The sequence below is a fragment of the Bordetella genomosp. 10 genome, from assembly GCF_002261225.1.
GTDB lineage: Bacteria > Pseudomonadota > Gammaproteobacteria > Burkholderiales > Burkholderiaceae_B > Bordetella_C.
The window spans coordinates 1502772-1519625 of record NZ_NEVM01000002.1; the positions used below are offsets into that span (position 1 = coordinate 1502772).

15 protein-coding genes and 1 pseudogene are annotated in these 16854 nt (G+C 65.9%); 5 read left to right on the forward strand and 11 right to left on the reverse strand.

What is annotated here, in order from left to right; all coding sequences use genetic code 11:
- Positions 1-44: 44 nt before the first annotated feature.
- From ntrC to rdgB, 5 genes are all read right to left on the reverse strand, one after another.
- The gene (gene ntrC, locus CAL29_RS15775) at positions 45-1529 is read right to left on the reverse strand and encodes a nitrogen regulation protein NR(I) (RefSeq protein ID WP_094853911.1); all 1485 of its coding nucleotides are present in this window, start codon (positions 1527-1529) and stop codon (positions 45-47) included.
- Positions 1526-2587 (reverse strand): nitrogen regulation protein NR(II), encoded by a 1062-nt coding sequence (gene glnL, locus CAL29_RS15780; RefSeq protein ID WP_094853912.1) that lies wholly within the window; start codon positions 2585-2587, stop codon positions 1526-1528. Before glnL ends, ntrC begins: the two co-directional genes overlap by 4 nt.
- An 82-nt stretch (positions 2588-2669) precedes the next feature.
- On the reverse strand, positions 2670-4082 hold the full coding sequence (glnA, locus tag CAL29_RS15785; RefSeq protein ID WP_094853913.1) for a type I glutamate--ammonia ligase: 1413 nt from the start codon (positions 4080-4082) through the stop codon (positions 2670-2672).
- 173 nt (positions 4083-4255) lie between these two features.
- The gene (gene hemW / locus CAL29_RS15790) at positions 4256-5488 is read right to left on the reverse strand and encodes a radical SAM family heme chaperone HemW (RefSeq protein WP_094853914.1); all 1233 of its coding nucleotides are present in this window, start codon (positions 5486-5488) and stop codon (positions 4256-4258) included.
- Positions 5489-5542: 54 nt separating this feature from the next.
- Positions 5543-6175 (reverse strand): RdgB/HAM1 family non-canonical purine NTP pyrophosphatase, encoded by a 633-nt coding sequence (gene rdgB / locus CAL29_RS15795; RefSeq protein ID WP_094854124.1) that lies wholly within the window; start codon positions 6173-6175, stop codon positions 5543-5545.
- Positions 6176-6341: 166 nt separating this feature from the next.
- Between rdgB and CAL29_RS15800 the strand changes: the two genes are divergently transcribed.
- Positions 6342-8201, forward strand: a complete 1860-nt coding sequence (locus CAL29_RS15800) for an EAL domain-containing protein (protein WP_094853915.1) — start codon at positions 6342-6344, stop codon at positions 8199-8201.
- Positions 8202-8488: 287 nt separating this feature from the next.
- Here the strand turns inward: CAL29_RS15800 and tnpA are convergent.
- Positions 8489-8744, reverse strand: a pseudogene (tnpA, locus tag CAL29_RS32015) (IS200/IS605 family transposase); the annotation flags it as partial.
- Positions 8745-8765: 21 nt separating this feature from the next.
- Between tnpA and CAL29_RS15810 the strand changes: the two are divergent.
- Both CAL29_RS15810 and CAL29_RS15815 read left to right on the forward strand, forming a co-directional pair.
- Positions 8766-10040: an RNA-guided endonuclease InsQ/TnpB family protein gene (locus CAL29_RS15810; protein WP_094853916.1), complete on the forward strand. Its 1275-nt coding sequence runs from the start codon at positions 8766-8768 to the stop codon at positions 10038-10040.
- Between the two features lie 49 nt (positions 10041-10089).
- Entirely contained in the window at positions 10090-10794 is a 705-nt protein-coding gene (locus tag CAL29_RS15815; RefSeq protein ID WP_179284054.1) for a TetR/AcrR family transcriptional regulator, read from the forward strand.
- Positions 10795-10805: 11 nt separating this feature from the next.
- On the opposite strand, the gene CAL29_RS15820 is transcribed toward CAL29_RS15815, so the two are convergent.
- Both CAL29_RS15820 and rph read right to left on the reverse strand, forming a co-directional pair.
- Positions 10806-12431, reverse strand: a complete 1626-nt coding sequence (locus CAL29_RS15820) for a methyl-accepting chemotaxis protein (RefSeq protein WP_094853918.1) — start codon at positions 12429-12431, stop codon at positions 10806-10808.
- Between the two features lie 107 nt (positions 12432-12538).
- Positions 12539-13276, reverse strand: a complete 738-nt coding sequence (gene rph / locus CAL29_RS15825; RefSeq protein WP_094853919.1) for a ribonuclease PH — start codon at positions 13274-13276, stop codon at positions 12539-12541.
- Positions 13277-13430: 154 nt separating this feature from the next.
- On the opposite strand from rph, the gene CAL29_RS15830 reads away from it, so the two are divergent.
- The gene (locus CAL29_RS15830; protein ID WP_094853920.1) at positions 13431-14375 is read left to right on the forward strand and encodes a YicC/YloC family endoribonuclease; all 945 of its coding nucleotides are present in this window, start codon (positions 13431-13433) and stop codon (positions 14373-14375) included.
- 33 nt (positions 14376-14408) lie between these two features.
- On the opposite strand, the gene fabZ is transcribed toward CAL29_RS15830, so the two are convergent.
- Positions 14409-14870, reverse strand: coding sequence for a 3-hydroxyacyl-ACP dehydratase FabZ (gene fabZ, locus CAL29_RS15835; RefSeq protein WP_094853921.1), 462 nt, complete (start codon positions 14868-14870; stop codon positions 14409-14411).
- A 238-nt stretch (positions 14871-15108) separates the two neighbouring features.
- The gene (locus CAL29_RS15840) at positions 15109-15351 is read right to left on the reverse strand and encodes a hypothetical protein (protein ID WP_094853922.1); all 243 of its coding nucleotides are present in this window, start codon (positions 15349-15351) and stop codon (positions 15109-15111) included.
- A 361-nt stretch (positions 15352-15712) separates the two neighbouring features.
- Here CAL29_RS15840 and CAL29_RS15845 point away from each other — a divergent pair, with 361 nt between their 5' ends.
- Positions 15713-16363, forward strand: coding sequence for a DUF2325 domain-containing protein (locus tag CAL29_RS15845; RefSeq protein ID WP_256977485.1), 651 nt, complete (start codon positions 15713-15715; stop codon positions 16361-16363).
- An 85-nt stretch (positions 16364-16448) separates the two neighbouring features.
- Here CAL29_RS15845 and CAL29_RS15850 read toward each other — a convergent pair whose 3' ends face one another.
- The gene (locus CAL29_RS15850) at positions 16449-16733 is read right to left on the reverse strand and encodes a hypothetical protein (protein ID WP_094853923.1); all 285 of its coding nucleotides are present in this window, start codon (positions 16731-16733) and stop codon (positions 16449-16451) included.
- Between the last annotated feature and the right edge of the window lie 121 nt (positions 16734-16854).

Sequence of the window (16854 nt, forward strand, 5' to 3'; positions counted from 1 at the left end):
GGCCGCGGCAAGGCGGAATCCTTGCCGCCCGCCGCCTCGGCCTTCTACTCGTCCTCGATGCCCAGATCGCGCAGCTTGCGCGTGATGGTATTGCGGCCGATGCCCAGCCGCGAGGCCGCCTCGACCCGCCGTCCGCGGCTGGCGTCCAGCGCGGTCTGCAGCAGGATGCGTTCGAACTGGCGCGTCAGCGTCGCCATGATGGCGGGCTCGCCCCGGTCCAGGCGGCTTTGCGCGTCGCGCAGCAGCGAATCCTGCCAGCTCTGCGGTTCGGCGCCGGTCCCGGCGCCAGTGCCGGCACCCGCCCCCGCGGCCACCGCCGCGACGGATCGCGCGGACGATTCGCCGGCGCCCTGGTGTTCCATGGCGCGGATTTCCGGCGGCAAGTCCTGCCGGTCTATGGTCTGGCCCGGCGCCATGACGGTCAGCCAATGGCAGAAGTTCTCCAATTGGCGCACGTTGCCCGGGAAGTCGAAGCGCGTGAGGACGGCCAGCGCCTCGGCCGTGAGCCGCTTGGCCGGCACGCCCAGCGCGCGCGCGCTGACCGTGAGGAAATGCTGCGCCAGCGCCGGAATGTCCTCGACGCGCTCCCGCAGGGGCGGCAGGCGCAGGCGGATGACGTTCAGGCGGTGAAACAGGTCTTCGCGGAACAGGCCCTGCTCCACCCGCTGCTCCAGCGGCTGGTGGGTGGCGGCCACGATGCGCACGTCCACCCGCACCGGCTGGGCCCCGCCCACCCGGTAGAAACTGCCTTCGGCCAGCACCCGCAGCAGGCGCGTCTGCAGCTCGATCGGCATGTCGCCGATCTCGTCCAGGAACAGCGTGCCGCCGTTGGCTTCCTCGAAGCGCCCCCGGCGCAGATTGTTGGCGCCCGTGAAGGCCCCGCGCTCGTGGCCGAAGAGCTCGGCCTCCAGCAGATCGCGCGGAATGGCCGCGGCGTTCAGCGCCACGAAGGGGCCGTTGGCGCGCACGCCATGCCCATGCAGGGCGCGCGCCACCAATTCCTTGCCGGTGCCCGATTCGCCGGTGATCAGCACCGTCACCTTGGACTGCGCCAGGCGGCCGATGGCGCGAAAGATCTCCTGCATGGCGGTGGACGAGGACTGCGTCATCATCCAGCGTTCCGCGCCCGGTTCGCTGGGCGCCGCGGCCTGGGCCACGTTCGCGTCGGCATTTTCCTGGACCGCGCGCTGGATCAGCGCGACGGCTTCGTTGACGTCGAAAGGCTTGGCCAGGTAATCGAACGCGCCGCCCTGGAAGGCGGAGACCGTGCTGTCCAGGTCGGCATAGGCGGTCATCACGATGACCGGCAGCGACGGGTGCCCATCCTTGATCTTGCGCAGTAAGTCCAGGCCATTGCCGCCCGGCATGCGGATGTCCGATACCAGCGTGGCGGGGGTGTCGTTCTCCAATGCGGCAAGCACGTCGGCCGCCTGCGAAAAACTGCGCGTGGTCACGCCAGCCCGCGCCAGCGCTTTTTCAAGCACCCAGCGGATGGCCTGGTCGTCGTCTACGATCCAAACGGGTTTCATGCGGGTTCCATCGGCAACACCAGGCGGAATTCCGTATGCCTGGGACGTGATTCGAATTCGATTATGCCCCCGTGTTGCTGCACGAAGTCCTGCGCCAGGCTCAGGCCCAGGCCCGTGCCGCCGGGACGGGCGGTAACGAGCGGATGGAAAATACGGTCGCGGATCTGTTCCGGTACGCCGGGACCGTTGTCGATAATGGACAGCACCAGGGCCATCCGGTGCTGCCGGTGGGCCAGCATGACGCGCCGCGCCACGCGCGTGCGCAAGGTGATCTGCGGCGGCGGCACGTCGTCGCCCGGCGCCTGGATGACCAGTTCCTGGGCGGCGTTGCGCGCCACGTTGAGCACGGCCTGCATCAGGCGCGCCGCGTCGCCGGGCACGTCGGGCATGGAGGCATCGTAGTCCCGGACGATGAGCACGCCATCGCGGAACTCGGCCTGGATGAGCGCGCTCACGCGCTCGCAGACCTCGTGGATATTGACCGGCTTGGCGTTCAGCGGCACGCGCTGCGGCCCGATCAGGCGATCGACCAGCGCCTGCAGGCGATCGGCCTCGGAAATGATGACTTGCGTGTATTCGGCCAGCGAAGGATCGGGCAGCTCCCCTTCCAGCAACTGCGCCGCGCCGCGCAGGCCGCCCAGGGGATTCTTCACCTCGTGGGCCAGGTTGCGCAGCAATTCCCGATGGGTTTCGATTTCGTCGATGAGACGATGATTGCGGTCGGCCAGCACGCGCTGCTCGATCTCGCGCACTTCGACCAGCACCGGCCACGGCTGCCCGGACAGCGACACCGTGGTGACCACCACCGTGACCGATTCGCCGCCGCGACGCAGGGAGGACAACTGGCGCGCGTCGGCGAAGATGCCCTTCAGGCCCTGGTCGATGGACGATTGCACCTGCTCGCGATCGTCGAACAGGGATGCCGCGGCCTGCCCCGTCAATTGCCGGCGCGAACGGCTGAACAAGTCTTCCGCCGCGGTGTTGGCATATACGACGTGGCCTTGCGGATCCACCAGCAGGATGGCGGTGGCGAGGAGTTCGAAGGCGTCTACGTTCATCGTTTTTTGCGCCCGGCAGGGCGCGGGCGGGCGTACCGGCTCGCGGTCCGCCGCCCTTTGCCTTACCGGGGAAGCAAGGAGATTACAGGCTGTAGTACATGTCGAATTCGACCGGGTGCGTCGTCATGCGCAGACGCTGCACTTCCTGCTCCTTCAAGGCCAGGTAGGCGTCGATCATTTCGTTGCTGAACACGCCGCCGCGTGTCAGGAACTCGCGGTCCTTGTCCAGGGCTTCCAGCGCCTGATCCAGCGACGCGCAGACGGTCGGGATCTTGGCATCTTCTTCCGGCGGCAGGTCGTACAGGTTCTTGTCGGCCGGATCGCCGGGGTGGATCTTGTTCTGCACGCCGTCCAGGCCGGCCATCATCAGCGCCGAGAAGGCCAGGTAGGGGTTGGCCAGGGGATCCGGGAAGCGGGTTTCGATACGACGGCCCTTCGGGTTGCCCACGTAGGGGATGCGGATCGAGGCCGAACGGTTGCGGGCCGAATAGGCCAGCTTGACCGGGGCTTCGAAATGCGGAACCAGGCGCTTGTACGAGTTCGTGCCGGGGTTGGTGATCGCGTTCAGCGCACGGGCGTGCTTGATGATGCCGCCGATGTAGTACAGCGCGAATTCCGACAGGCCGGCGTAGCCGTTGCCCGCGAACAGGTTCTGGCCGTCCTTCCAGATCGACTGGTGCACGTGCATGCCGGAGCCGTTGTCGCCGACGACGGGCTTGGGCATGAAGGTGGCGGTCTTGCCGTAGGCGTGGGCCACGTTGTGGATCACGTACTTCATGATCTGGTTCCAGTCGGCGCGCTGGACCAGCGTGCTGAACTTGGTGCCGATTTCCAACTGGCCCGGAGCGGCCACTTCATGGTGGTGCACTTCGACGGGCACGCCCAGTTGCTCCAGCAGCAGGCACATTTCCGAGCGCATGTCCTGGAAGGAATCGACCGGGGGCACGGGGAAGTAGCCGCCCTTGACCAGCGGACGATGGCCCAGGTTGCCGCCTTCGAATTCCAGGCCGGTCGACCAGGGGGCTTCCTCGGACTTGATCTTGACGAAGGTGCCCGACATGTCGGTGTTCCAGGTCACGCCGTCGAACACGAAGAATTCGGGTTCCGGACCGAAGAAGGCGGTGTCGCCCAGGCCGGAGGACTTCAGGTAGGCTTCGGCGCGCTTGGCCAGCGAGCGGGGGTCGCGGTCGTAGCCCTTCATGTCCGAGGGTTCGACGACGTCGCAGGTCAGCACCAGCGTGGTCTCTTCCATGAACGGATCGATACGGGCCGACGAGGCGTCCGGGATCAGCAGCATGTCCGAAGCCTCGATGCCCTTCCAGCCCGGGATCGAGGAACCGTCGAACGCGTGGCCGCCTTCGAACTTGTCTTCGTCGACCTGATGGGCCGGCACCGACACGTGGTGCTCACGGCCCATGGTGTCGGTGAACCGGAAGTCCACGAACTTGACTTCCAGGTCTTTAATCTGTTTCAGGACTTCTTTCTCGCTTGCCATGTCATCTCCGTTTGATAAAGGGTCGAGTGCTGCAACTCGACTGGCATAAGGGGAAAAGCAATATGCATGCCAAGTAACCGTGTAGCGGCCTCCTGGCTATCCCGCAGGTGCTGTTTTGGCCATGCACCAAGATGGTGTCCAAAATGGTGCATTAAATGATCCATTATGGTGCATCAGCCCAGGAATAGTTCCTGCAAGTCGTTGAGGAAGGCCCAACCCCGGGGCGTGGCGCGCAGGCGGGTGGGGTCGGGATCGAGCAGGCCGCGCTCGGTGGCTGCCTCCAATTGGTGCGCGATGACGGCCAGGGACAGCCCGGTCCGCTCGGAAAAATACGAAGCAGGGACGCCCTCCTTCAGCCGCAAGGCATTGAGCATGAATTCGAAAGGCAGGTCGTCCGGCCCCACCTCCGTCGATTCCGCCACGTGGCTGCCGTCGCGCGCCAGGGCGCGCGTCATCCAGGATTCGGGCCCGCGCACGCGGGCCTGGCGCAGGATACGGTCGGGAAACGACAGTTTGCCGTGCGCGCCGGGGCCGATGCCGAGGTAGTCGCCGAACTCCCAGTAATTGAGGTTGTGGCGGCAGCGCGCGCCCTGGCGGGCATAGGCCGACACTTCGTAGCGCTGCAGTCCCGCGGCGGCGGCCAGGGCCTCGACCTCGTCCTGCATCGCGGCCGACGTGTCGTCGTCCGGCAGCGGCGGCGGGAACTTGGCGAAGACCGTATTCGGCTCCATCGTCAGGTGGTACAGCGACAGGTGCTCGGTGCCGAAGGCGATGGCCTCGCGCACGTCCTGCCTACAGGCCGCCAGCGTCTGGCCGGGCAGCGCGAACATCAGGTCCAGGTTGACGCGGGCGAAGGCCTGCTGGGCCATGCCGATGGCGGCGCGGGCCTGGGCGGCGTCGTGGATGCGGCCCAGCGCGCGCAATTGCGCGTCGTCGAAGCTCTGCACGCCCAGCGACAGGCGGTTGACGCCGCTGGCGGCGTAATCCTTGAAGCGCCCCGCCTCGGCCGTGCCGGGGTTCGCCTCCATGGTGATCTCGGCGTCCGGCCACAGATTCAGGCAGGCGCGCAGCATGGCCAGCATCTCGTCCAGGCCCGCCGCCGACAGCAGGCTGGGCGTGCCGCCGCCGATGAAGACCGTATTGACCTGGCGGCCCCAGATCAGCGGTAGGGACTGCTCCAGGTCGCTGCGCAAGGCATCCAGGTAGGCGCGCTCGGGGATGTCGCCCCCCGGCGCGGCGTGCGAATTGAAATCGCAATAGGGGCACTTGCGCACGCACCAGGGCACGTGCACATAGACGGAAAGCGGCGGCAGGCTGGCGAGGCCGGAAGACTTGCCCGCGGACAGGCCCGGAATACGGGCCGGCGCGGGCGCGCCGGCGCTGCGGATGGGGATGGAAATGGGCATGAACGAATCGGTCCGGCATGGGAGCGCCGGGGCGCGCCCGGGATGGCGGCGGGGTCAGGCCGCGCCGGGCCGCAGTTTCTCCAACAGTTGACGCAGGGCCTGGGCGCGATGGCTCAGGCGGTTCTTCTCGGCCGGATCGAGCTCGGCCGCGGTCTGCCCTTGCGGCGGCAGATAGAAATAGGGATCGTAGCCGAATCCGTGGCCGCCGCGCGGCGCGTCCAGGATCTCGCCCCACCACACGCCCTCGCCCACCAGCGGGCGCGGATCCTGTTCCGATCGCACCATCACCAGCAAGGCGACGTAGCAGGCGCGCCGGTTGGCCTGGCCGGCCAGGTTGCGAACCAGCAAGGCGTTGTTGGCGGCGTCGGATTTCTCACCGCCCTGCAGGCTGGCGTAGCGCGCGGAATACACGCCCGGCGCGCCGCCCAGCGCATCGACGCAAAGGCCGGAGTCGTCGGCGATGGCCGGCAGCCCCGTCAGGCGGCTGGCGTGGCGGGCCTTCGCCAGCGCGTTCTCGAGGAAAGTGCCGTAGGGCTCTTCGGCGTCCGGCACGCCCAGCTCCCCCTGCGGGACCAGGGTCATGCCCAGGGGCGCGAACAGGGCGGAAAATTCCCGCAGCTTGCCGGGGTTGCCGGAGGCCAGGACGACGCGGGCAGGCATGCCGCCGGCGGATGAAATCGCTGTCATGAATGCAAACAAGGGACGGTTGCCGCCGCCCACGCAAATGTAAAGAGCGGGCGGCGCGTTCAAGGTGGTGGTAGTGTATCGCCCACCTGCCCTGTTCACACTTTGAAACGTTCGCGAAACATTCTCCACCCACCATAGCGCCATTGCGCAACGAAGCATCGTCCGAATGTTTGTCTCCGATTCTTCCTCTCCCGACGGTCGCGGCCCCGAGCCGGCCGGGGGCCCGCCTTCCGCGGCGCCCCGCTCCGGCCCCCACTCCCTGGGCGATATCCTGCGCAACCGGCGCCTGACGGCGCACTTCCAGCCCGTGGTCGACATCGCCCATGGCCGCATCTACGGCCACGAAAGCCTGATCCGGGGCCCCGCCGACACCGCTTTCCACATGCCCGAGCACCTGTTTTCGGAAGCGCGGCGCCAGGGCGTGCATCCGCAGATGGAACTGGCCAGCGCCCATGCCGGGCTGCGCACCTTCCAGGGCCAGGCGTCGGATACGGCGGGCTACGTCTTCGTCAACATGTCGGGTTCCGCCCTGATCCATTTCTGGACCACCTGGGGCGACGAGATGGGATCGCGCATCCTGGACGGCCTGGCGTTGGCGCCGGACCGCATCATCATCGAATTGACGGAACACGATCCGGTCGCCTCGAACATCGCCGTGCTGTCCGAAGCCTTCGCCAGCCTGCGCGCCCGGGGCTTGCGCCTGGCGCTGGACGACTATGGCGTGGGGCATTCGAGCCTGCAGTTGTGGGCCGAGGCCCAGCCCGACCTGGTCAAGATCGACCGCTACTTCTTCGACGGCATCAGCGGCGACGAACGCAAGCAGAAGCTGGTGCGCGCCGTCCTGGCGGTGGCGCAGTGCTACGGCACGCCCACCGTCGCCGAAGGCATCGAAAGCGCCGAGGACCTGGCCGTCGTGCGCGATCTCGGCGTGCGCTACGCCCAGGGCTGGTTCCTCGGCCGGCCCCACCCGGCGCCCTTGCAGGACATCCCCGACGACGCGCGGCAGATGCTGGCGCGGCGCGCCTCGCACCGGGCCAGCCCGGCGCGCGACGCCAGTTCGACCGTCGCCGCGCTGCGCGTGGAGGCGCCCGCCGTCTCGCACGGGCGCCATACCAATGACGACGTGCACCGCCTGTTCGCGGAACACAAATCGCTGCATGCCGTGGCCGTGGTCGACGACGCCCAGCGGCCGGTGGGCATCATCAACCGGCGCGACTTCACCGACCGCTATGCCCAGCGCTATACGCGCGAGCTGTTCGGCCGCGACCCCTGCTCCACCTTCATGAACGGCGAACCCGTGCTGGTGGACGCGCAGTCCTCCATCGATCAATTGAGCCACGTGCTGATCTCGCAAGACCAGCGTTACCTGGTCGACGGCTTCATCGTCACGCGCGACGGCGTCTACGATGGCCTGGGCACCGGCGAGGCGCTGGTGCGCTCGGTCACGGAAATGCGCATCGAAGCCGCGCGCTACGCCAATCCGCTGACCTCGCTGCCGGGCAACATCCCCATCAGCCGGCACATCGGCGCGCTGCTGGAAAGCGGCGCCGGCTTCGTCACCGGCTATTGCGACCTGAACAACTTCAAGCCGTTCAACGACGTCTACGGCTACTGGCGCGGCGACGACATGATCCTGCTGTGCGCGGACATCATCCGCGAGCACTGCGATCCCCAGCGGGATTTCGTCGGCCACGTCGGCGGCGACGATTTCGTGGTGCTGATGCGCAGCCCGGACTGGCATCGCCGGCTGGAAAGCATCATCGCGCAGTTCGACTTGCGCGCGCGCGATCTCTACGACGACGCGGGCCGCGCTTCGGGCGGCATCGAGGCGGAAGACCGCCATGGCGTGATGCGCTTCTTTCCCTGCGTCACGCTGGGGATCGGCGCCCTGCGCGTCGAGCCGGCGTCATACGACCGGATCCGGCCGGAGGACATCGCCTCGGCGGCCGCCCAGGTCAAGCACAAGGTCAAGCACGGCAACGCGGCGCTGGTGGTCGAGCGCTACGGCGGCGTCGGCGAGGATTGAGGGGGCGGGAGCCGGCATCGCGGCTACTGCCCGCCCGCCACTTCCTCCTTGGCCCGGTCGCGCAGGATCACGCGCTGCACCTTCCCAGACGCCGTCATCGGCAGCGTGTCGACCGAAATGACGTAGCGCGGGATCTTGAAGCGAGACGTTCTCGTTGGGCTCACCCTGAGCATCCCCTTGCGTTCGTTTTCGACCAGGCGCAGCGCTTCGACCTGTGATCGTGGGTAACGTCCTCGAGGCTGCCTGTCGTGCCCGAGGTAAAGACGATCAACGCAAGCTAGGGAGACCCTTAAGTTGCTGACCAGCGGGGACGCGGACACCTTGGGCGGACAGCTCACCAGCAGATGCACATGGTCGTCCTCGCCGTCGAACTCCACCAACTGCGCCTCAAAGTCGGCGCAAATCTTGGCGAAAATGGGTCGCAGATCGTCCAATATCGCTACAGTGAACACAGTGCGACGGTATCTGGTCACAAAGGCACAAATGAACGTGCATCAGGAGTGCGCAATGCCTGCCGTGACGAATGCCGTTGTCGCTACTCATGAACCAAACTAAACTGTGCCTGTGCAACGCCTCCAAGCCTTCAAATACGAACTGCGCCCCAACGGCCAGCAAACACGCCAGATGCACCGCTTCGCTGGCTCGTGCCGATTCGTGTTCAACAAGGCGCTGGCGCTGCAAAAGACCAATTACGAAGCGGGTGGAAAATTCATCGGCTATGTGGCGATGGCAAGGCACCTGACGGCTTGGCGTAATGGAACCGAAACCCCGTGGCTCAAGGATGCGCCTGTGCATCCGTTGCAACATGCGCTCAGGGACCTGGAGCGGGCGCACAAGAATTTCTTTGCCCGGCGGGCAGCCTTTCCACGTTTCAAGAAGAAAGGCCTCAGGGAGAGCTTTCGCTATCCCGACGCCAAGCAATTCAAACTCGACGAGACCAATCACCGAATCTTCCTGCCCAAGCTGGGCTGGATGCGCTTGCGTTTGTCCCGGGCGGTTCTGGGCAAGCCCTGCAATGCTACGGTGAGCCGATCGGGCGGCAAATGGTTTGTGAGCATTCAGACAGAGCGCGAAATGGTGCAAGCTGTGCCGCGGGCCACATCGGCCATCGGCATCGATATGGGTGTTACTCGCTTAGCTACGTTCTCGGACGGTACGTTTCTGGAACCGCTGGCGAGCTTCAAACAGCACGAAATCCGCCTGCGCCGCTACCAGCGAGCCATGAGCCGAAAACAGAAGTTCAGCAAGAACTGGCACAAAGCCAAAAGGAAGGTTCGAGCTATACACACGCGGATTGCCAACTGCCGCAAAGATTACCTGCACAAGGCCACGACCACGATCAGCCAAAACCACGCGATGGTGTGCATCGAGGACTTGCAGGTTAAGAATATGTCCAGATCGGCCGCCGGCACGGCAGAGGCTCCGGGCAGGAACGTCAAGGCCAAATCGGGACTGAACAAAGCCATCCTGGCTCGGGGCTGGTTCGAGTTCAGGCGGCAACTGGAATACAAGCTGGCCTGGAATGGCGGGATGCTCATTGCCGTACCGCCGCAAAACACCAGCCGCACCTGCCCATGTTGCGGCCATGTATCGGCGGACAACCGCAAGACGCAAGCGCAGTTCAAGTGCGTGCAATGCGGTCACGAAGCCAACGCCGATGAGGTCGGCGCCATCAATGTTTTAAGGGCGGGACACGCCCGGCTAGCCTGTGGAGAGGATGTCAGCCATGCAAAGCCTGCAAAGGCCATGCGTGCAGCCTCGGTAAAGCAGGAACCCACCGAAGCGGCTTGTTCGGGCGCGATGCCTGCAATGAGCGCCGTAGGGATCCTCTGCCTTTAGGCGGGGGAGGATGTCAACTACAATCCGCGTAACCTTAGTGAGGATTCCAGTGCTTCAAGAGCGTGAAGGACGAGCAGGCAACTCGGCGCGGTTGGAAACGGTCGAGATCGACGCCAAGGCGCAGATCAAGGAATACAAAGAATCCCTGATCATCGATGCCGCTGCCAGGCTGTTCTACGAAAAGGGGTTCCAGCGCACGACGATCGACGACATCGCCGCGGCGTTGGGCTTCACCAAGCCTTTTGTCTATACGTATTTCACTTCCAAGCACAGCATCCTGGTGCGGCTGTTCGATCGCATCTACGACCAGGTCATTCAATCCGCCACCCATTTCGACGATCTCGCGGACGCTCCGCCCGCGCAACGGCTGCGGCACTTCCTCTCGGAATACATCCGGAAGAATCTGGAGCAGCCCCAGTTTTCCGCGGTCCTGCTGGAAGAAGAGAAGAATCTCAGCCCGGAAAAGCTGGAGGACATGCGCGTGAAGCTGCGCGCGTTCGACGATCAGTTGATGGGCCTCATCAAGGAAAGCGCGCAGGCGGCGGGCGTGGAAGTGGCGGAACCCAAGCTGGTCGCCCTCTCGATCAGCGGCATGGTTCGCAGCGTGCACCGCTGGTACTCCCCCAAAGGGCGCTTGTCCATCGAAGAAGTGTGCGACGAGCTCACCAACATCGCCATGCGCGCGGTGGGCCTGCCTGCCGAATCGCTTGCGGCCCCCCCGCCCAAGGCGGCCAGAAGCCGGCCGCAGAAGTAGCGCGCCGAACGCTACGTCATCAGGAGGCGAGGCGCGGCGGGCACGCCAACCGGCGTCACGTCTTCCTCGCGCCGCTGCCCTTCATTGATACGAAACACGGCCACGGCCTCGCGCAGTTGCCCGGCCTGCGCACGCAGCGCGGCGGCGGCGGTGGCGGTGTCCTGCACCAGCGCGGCGGTTTCCTGGGTCGTCAGCTCTATCCTGCCCACCGCTTCGTTGACGACCTGCACGCCCTGCGCCTGCGCGGCGGCGGCGCCCGAAATCTCGCTCACGATGCCGGACACGCGATGGGCGGCGCTCTGCATATCCCGCACGGTCTGGCCGGCCACGCCGACCTGGCTGACGCCGGCATCCACCCGCGCCGACGACTCCTCGATCAGGTCGCGGATCTCGCGCGCCGCCACGCTGCTGCGCTGCGCCAGGCCGCGCACCTCGCCGGCGACCACGGCGAAGCCGCGTCCCTGCTCGCCCGCGCGGGCAGCCTCGACGGCGGCGTTCAAGGCCAGGATATTGGTCTGGAAGGCAATGCCGTCGACCACCCCGACGATTTCCGCGATCCGCCGCGCGCTGGCGGAAATGTCGCGCATCGCGGCGACCACGGCCTCGACCGCGGCGCCGCCGCGCTGCGCGAGGTCGGCGGCCTGCTCGGACTGCCGGCTCGCTTCCATCGCGTTGTCCGAGGTCGCCTGCACGGCATCCGCCAGTTCGGACATGCTGGCCACGGCTTCCTGCAAGGCGGCGGCCTGTCCGGCGCTGCGGTCGGACATATCGGAACACGCCTGGGCGATGTCGTGCACGCCGGCGTGCATGGCCTCCACGCCGCCGCGCACCCCGGACACCGCGCCCGTCAGGCCGTCCTGCATGCGGCGCATGGCCGTGTAAAGCACGCCGATTTCGTTATTGCCGCCCGCGCGCACGGACTGCGTCAGGTCGCCATTGGCGATGCGGTCGAAATGCGCGCCGGCCCGGCCCAGCGGCTGGAGCATGGCGCGGTGGAAGAAGATGCGGATGCCGATGGCCAGCGCGGCGGTGACCAGCGCCAAGGCAAGCGCGGTGTAGATCGCTGTATCCTGCGACCGGGCGACCGCGGCGACGGCTTCGACGCCGCGTTGGCGCGCATAGGCCTGGAAGGTGCTCTGGGCCTTGACGAAGGCATCGGACGCGGGCCCCAGCACCTGCTCGCTCAGGCGATTGACCTCGATGCCGTTCCAGCCCCGGATCGCCTTGATCATGGGCTTGAGGCAACCGTCCGCCAGGTCGGTGTAGGACTTGAGCACGGCCGTGTAGCGCGAGGCGCCGTCCGCGTCGGTATAGGGGACCTCGCGCAGGCGGGCAAAGGCCTGCTGTGCCTGGGCCAGGAGGTTTTCGGCGTGCGCGACTTCGTGGTCGCGGTCCTCCATGCGGCCGCCTTCCATATAGGTCTTGGCGTCGGTCAACGCCGCGCGGGCCTGGAACACGGCCGTGCCCAGCATGCTCAGGTCGCCCGAGCGTTCGATGTGGTCGCGGCCCAGCGTTTCGACCCAGGCGCGGGTGTCGCGCAGCATGAGGATGGCGCCCGCGCCGGCCAGCGCGAAGAGGAGGACGAACAGGACCAGGACCGCGGAGAGGGCCGTGTCGATGCGCAAGCGATTCTGCATGGGGAAGCTGCCACGTCTCCCGGAGGGGAGACTCCTGAGGCATTATCCCGGCAATATTTGGCAATTCCTTGACACACCCTCATCGGCTGGCGCGTGGCGGTGCCCGTTTACGCCAAGGCGGCCTTCTGCGCCTTCACCAGGCCCGCGATCCCCTTCTCGGCCAGCGTCAGCAGGCTGTCCAGCTCGGCGCGGTCGAAGGTGACGCCTTCGGCGGTGCCCTGCACTTCGACGAAACGGCCGGCGCCAGTCATGACGACGTTGACGTCGGCGTCGCAGGCGGAGTCTTCGGCATAGTCCAGGTCCAGCACCGGGCGGCCGTCGACCATGCCGACGGATACCGCGGCCACGTGGTCGCGCAAGGGATTGACGGCCAGGTCGCCGCGTTTCATGAGCAAGGCGATGGCGTCGGCCGTGGCGACCCATGCGCCGGTAATGCTGGCGCAGCGGGTGCCGCCGTCGGCCTGCAGGACGTCGCAGTCGATGTGCAGGGTGCGCTCGCCGAGCAAGGCCATGTCGACCACGGCGCGCAGGCTGCGGCCGATCAGGCGCTGGATCTCCTGGGTGCGGCCGCTCTGCTTGCCGCGCGCGGCCTCGCGGTCGCCCCGGGTATGCGTGGCGCGCGGCAGCATGCCGTATTCGGCGGTCACCCAGCCCTGCCCCTGGCCCTTGAGAAACGACGGCACTTTCTCAAGCACGCTGGCGGTGCACAGCACGTGCGTATTGCCGGCCTTCACCAGCACGGAGCCTTCGGCATACCGCGTGAAACCGCGCTCCAGCGAAAAAGGACGCAGTTCGTCGACGGCGCGGCCCGAGGGACGTGCGCCCGGCGTAACGGTAGTGGTCATGGTCGGCTCCAATGGCTAAAGTCAGTGTGTCGTCAAAATCGAGACGTCGATAGGCCGGCATTGTAAATGGGCCGGCTTTGCGCTCTGTTATCCTCAGGCCATGCGCCCGCCCGCGCCGCGGCGGGCGCCGGCAACCATCCCCTGGACACCCGACATGATACGTAGCATGACCGCATTCGGCAGCGCCCGCGCCGATCTCGAACAAGGTTCGGTGGCGCTGGAATTCCGCAGCGTCAACAGCCGTTTTCTCGACCTGCATTTCCGCCTGCCTGACGACCTGCGCCATCTGGAATCGCCCTTGCGCGAACTGCTCACCGCCAATCTGGGCCGCGGCAAGGTGGAGGTGCGGGTCAGCTACACGCGCAACGCCGACGCCGACGTGCCGCGCCTGGACCCGGCCTGGCTGCACGCGCTGACCGAACAACTCGACGCCGCGCGCAAGGTGCTGCCCGAAATCGAGCCGCCGCGCCTGGCCGAACTCTTCAACTGGCCCGGCCAGCGCAACAACGACGCCATGGATCCCCAGGCCTGGGGCGCGGCGGGCATGGAGGCGGCGCGCCAGGCTTTGGCTCAATTGCAGGAAACGCGTACGCGCGAAGGCCAGCGCCTGGCCGAGGTCATGCGCGAATGCGCCGCCGGCATGGAAAAGGTCGTCGCCGACGTCGAGCAGTTGCTGCCGCAATTGCTGGCCGATCATCGCGAGAAACTGGCGACCAAGCTGCGCGAAAGCGTGGAAACGGCCTTCCCCGGCGGCTTTACCCACATCAGCGGCGCCGAACTGAGCGAGCGCCTGGCCCAGGAAGCCACCCTTTTCGCCCTGCGCATCGACGTCGCCGAAGAACTCGCACGCCTGCGCTCGCACCTGGCCGAGCTGACGCACATCCTCAGCGCCGGCGACGACGCCAAGGCCGACAAGGACAAGACCGGCAAACGCGCCAGCGGCAGCGCCGGCAAGCGCCTGGACTTCCTGTTCCAGGAAATGAACCGCGAAGCCAACACCCTGGGCTCCAAAGCCGGCAACGTCGAAGTCACGCGCGCGGCGATGAATCTGAAATTGTTGATTGAGCAGATGCGGGAGCAGGCGGCGAATTTGGAGTAAAGCTCAGCGGGGTGCCACGCCACCCCGAAATGACTATGTCGACCGGACCGCGCACAGCAAGGTTGCTTCTGCGACCATCTCCTGGCCGACATAGGCCTGCCCTCTGTATTTGCAGATCGAGCGACTCAATCGAAGAGCGCGAACATCCAGCCGAAGGCAGTCGCCGGCCAGCACGGGCCGCAGGAACTTGGCATCGTCCACGCCAAGAAAGTAATACACGGCCGCGGCCTCTTCAGGCCGCTCGTGCGTGCTCTTTCCCGCCCCCTTTTCGGCAAACGAGAATAGCGCCGCGGCTTGCGCCATCGCTTCCAGGATCAGTGGCCCCGGCATGGGCAGGTTGCCTCCGTCCGTACCGCGGGAAAAGCTATCCCCCGCCGATACATTCTTGACGGCCAGGATCCGTTCTTGCGGGACAAGCTCCAGGACCCTGTCGATCAACAGCATGGGATAACGATGCGGTAGCCTCGCCGTGATCTCGTGAATATCCAATTCCAACGCAACTCTCCAGCAATGTCGGCTCCGCTGGCGCGTGGTGGGCGATCTCGCCACCGGGCCGATTCGAAAAGGGCGAGTCTGCCACGAAAAATCGTCCGTCCTCGGAAACCTCTTCGCGAGTGCGCTACGCTTTGTTTCCAGCGTCTTTATGGCAAAGCAAGGTCGAAAGGCAAGGCGGGGAAAGCATATTTTTCTGTTCGGCATGGCCGATATCGCCGCTGTCCCCGCCGCGAGCACCCTAGTAGGTCAAGGGGTGCGGCACGCCGTTTTCATCGATCGACTCGATGCGGTCAACAACGACATCCGAGGCGAGCTTGGCATCCTCCAACTGCGAGAACGAGCAATCCGTTACCACTCGGAAAAAACGACTTGATTCAGGCTCGCCTTCTTTGTGGGTCGTGACATCGGCGATTGCCGGCACGTCGCCCGACTGAAAAGCACCACTACACACGGTCCAACCATCAATTTCGCGTTTACCCATTTTCTCTCCACTATTTGATTCAACGGGGATCGTAGCACGCACCCCAAATGGCAGAGGCGCTGCCAAGGGCCTGCGCAGGGGGTGAGCCCGCATCTCTCTACCTCCGGGCTGCACCTGTTCCCGAGGAGGACGGAACCGATTCCGGCATCGCGTGGGCCTTCCCTACAAAAAATAATGATTATCATTACAATAGACAGATCGACCTGGCGGCGATCCGCCAGGATGCCTGGGAGGGCGACGAAGATAGAGGTGTGAGATGACCGGAAATCCGGACGAGCAATTCTCCGGCGGTGATGGCGTGGCCACTGTCCGCGCTCGGCTGGCGCGGGGGTCGCGCCAGGGGGCCGCGAGTGTGCGACGCATGGCTGGCGTTATCGCCGGGCTGGAAGCCGAGGTGATGCGACTGCGTGCCGCCGTGATGGTGAAGGAAACGGCGCTGGCGTGGGCGCGGGATGAGCTTGATGCCGTCCGGGCAGCGGTTCCTGGGCTGCCCCGCCGATTGGCACTGGCGCGTCGCGTTGTCGAACTAGAAGCACGTGTCCGTGAACTGATGCGGGCACAGTCCCCTGCCTATGCGGGCCTGACGACGGAAGCGGGCCGGACGCGGGGCGCCGACACGTTGGTACGGAGGCGGACTCGCCAAGACAGCCCGGCTGTCGAGACCGCCGCGCCGCGCGTTCCCGATCTGCATGAGAAGGTCGTGCTCTGGATAAGCCGGGATCAGGCGACGGATTGGACCGAGCGCGCGATAGACAAGATGGGCGCCCGGGTCGTGCAGTCGGATGGATCGGACGCGTCGGCGCTCGACGCGGGCCTGGCCGACGCCGACCTGGTGGTTTGCCAGACCGGCTGCGTCAGCCATCGCGCCTGGTGGCGCGTGCAGGACTATTGCACGCGCACGGGCAAGCAATGCGTGCTGGTGGACCGGCCCGACGCGCTACGCGCGCTGTTCGAATCTTCCGCGCACGGTTCGCAGACGGAAGCTCTGCCTGAGCAGGCCCCTGGCAGGTAGCGACAGGCAGCTACGCACCACAAGTAGGGCCCGTCTCAGACGGAAAGCCCGCGTGGCGCCCCCATCGGCGCCTGTAAAGCAGCCCTCAACCGCCCCGCCCCGCATACGCATATTCAGACCCGCGCAACCGGGCCCACTCGGCAGCCTGGCGATAGCCGGCCAATCGCTCCAGTTCGGCCTTCCCTTCCCCGGTCAGCACGGCGATCTGCACGGCCGGCCGATTGCCATTCGAAAGAATCTGCTGAGGCGCCGGCACGATCAAACCGAGCGTCTGCAAGGCGGAAAAAACGGCAGGCTTCTTATGCCAGGGAACTTGCCGAAGCCGGATATTCTCAAGTTCGTCCCAGACTTGCTCGTTGGATAGCACCATCCTTTCTCCCTGTCTCCGATGCGTCTTCGACGCCGGGCCAGTTGAGCACGCCTGCAATACGGAAGAAGAGACCGGCAATCGCCTCTTCTTCCCTTACGAACGGGCCCAGCATAGGCTCGAC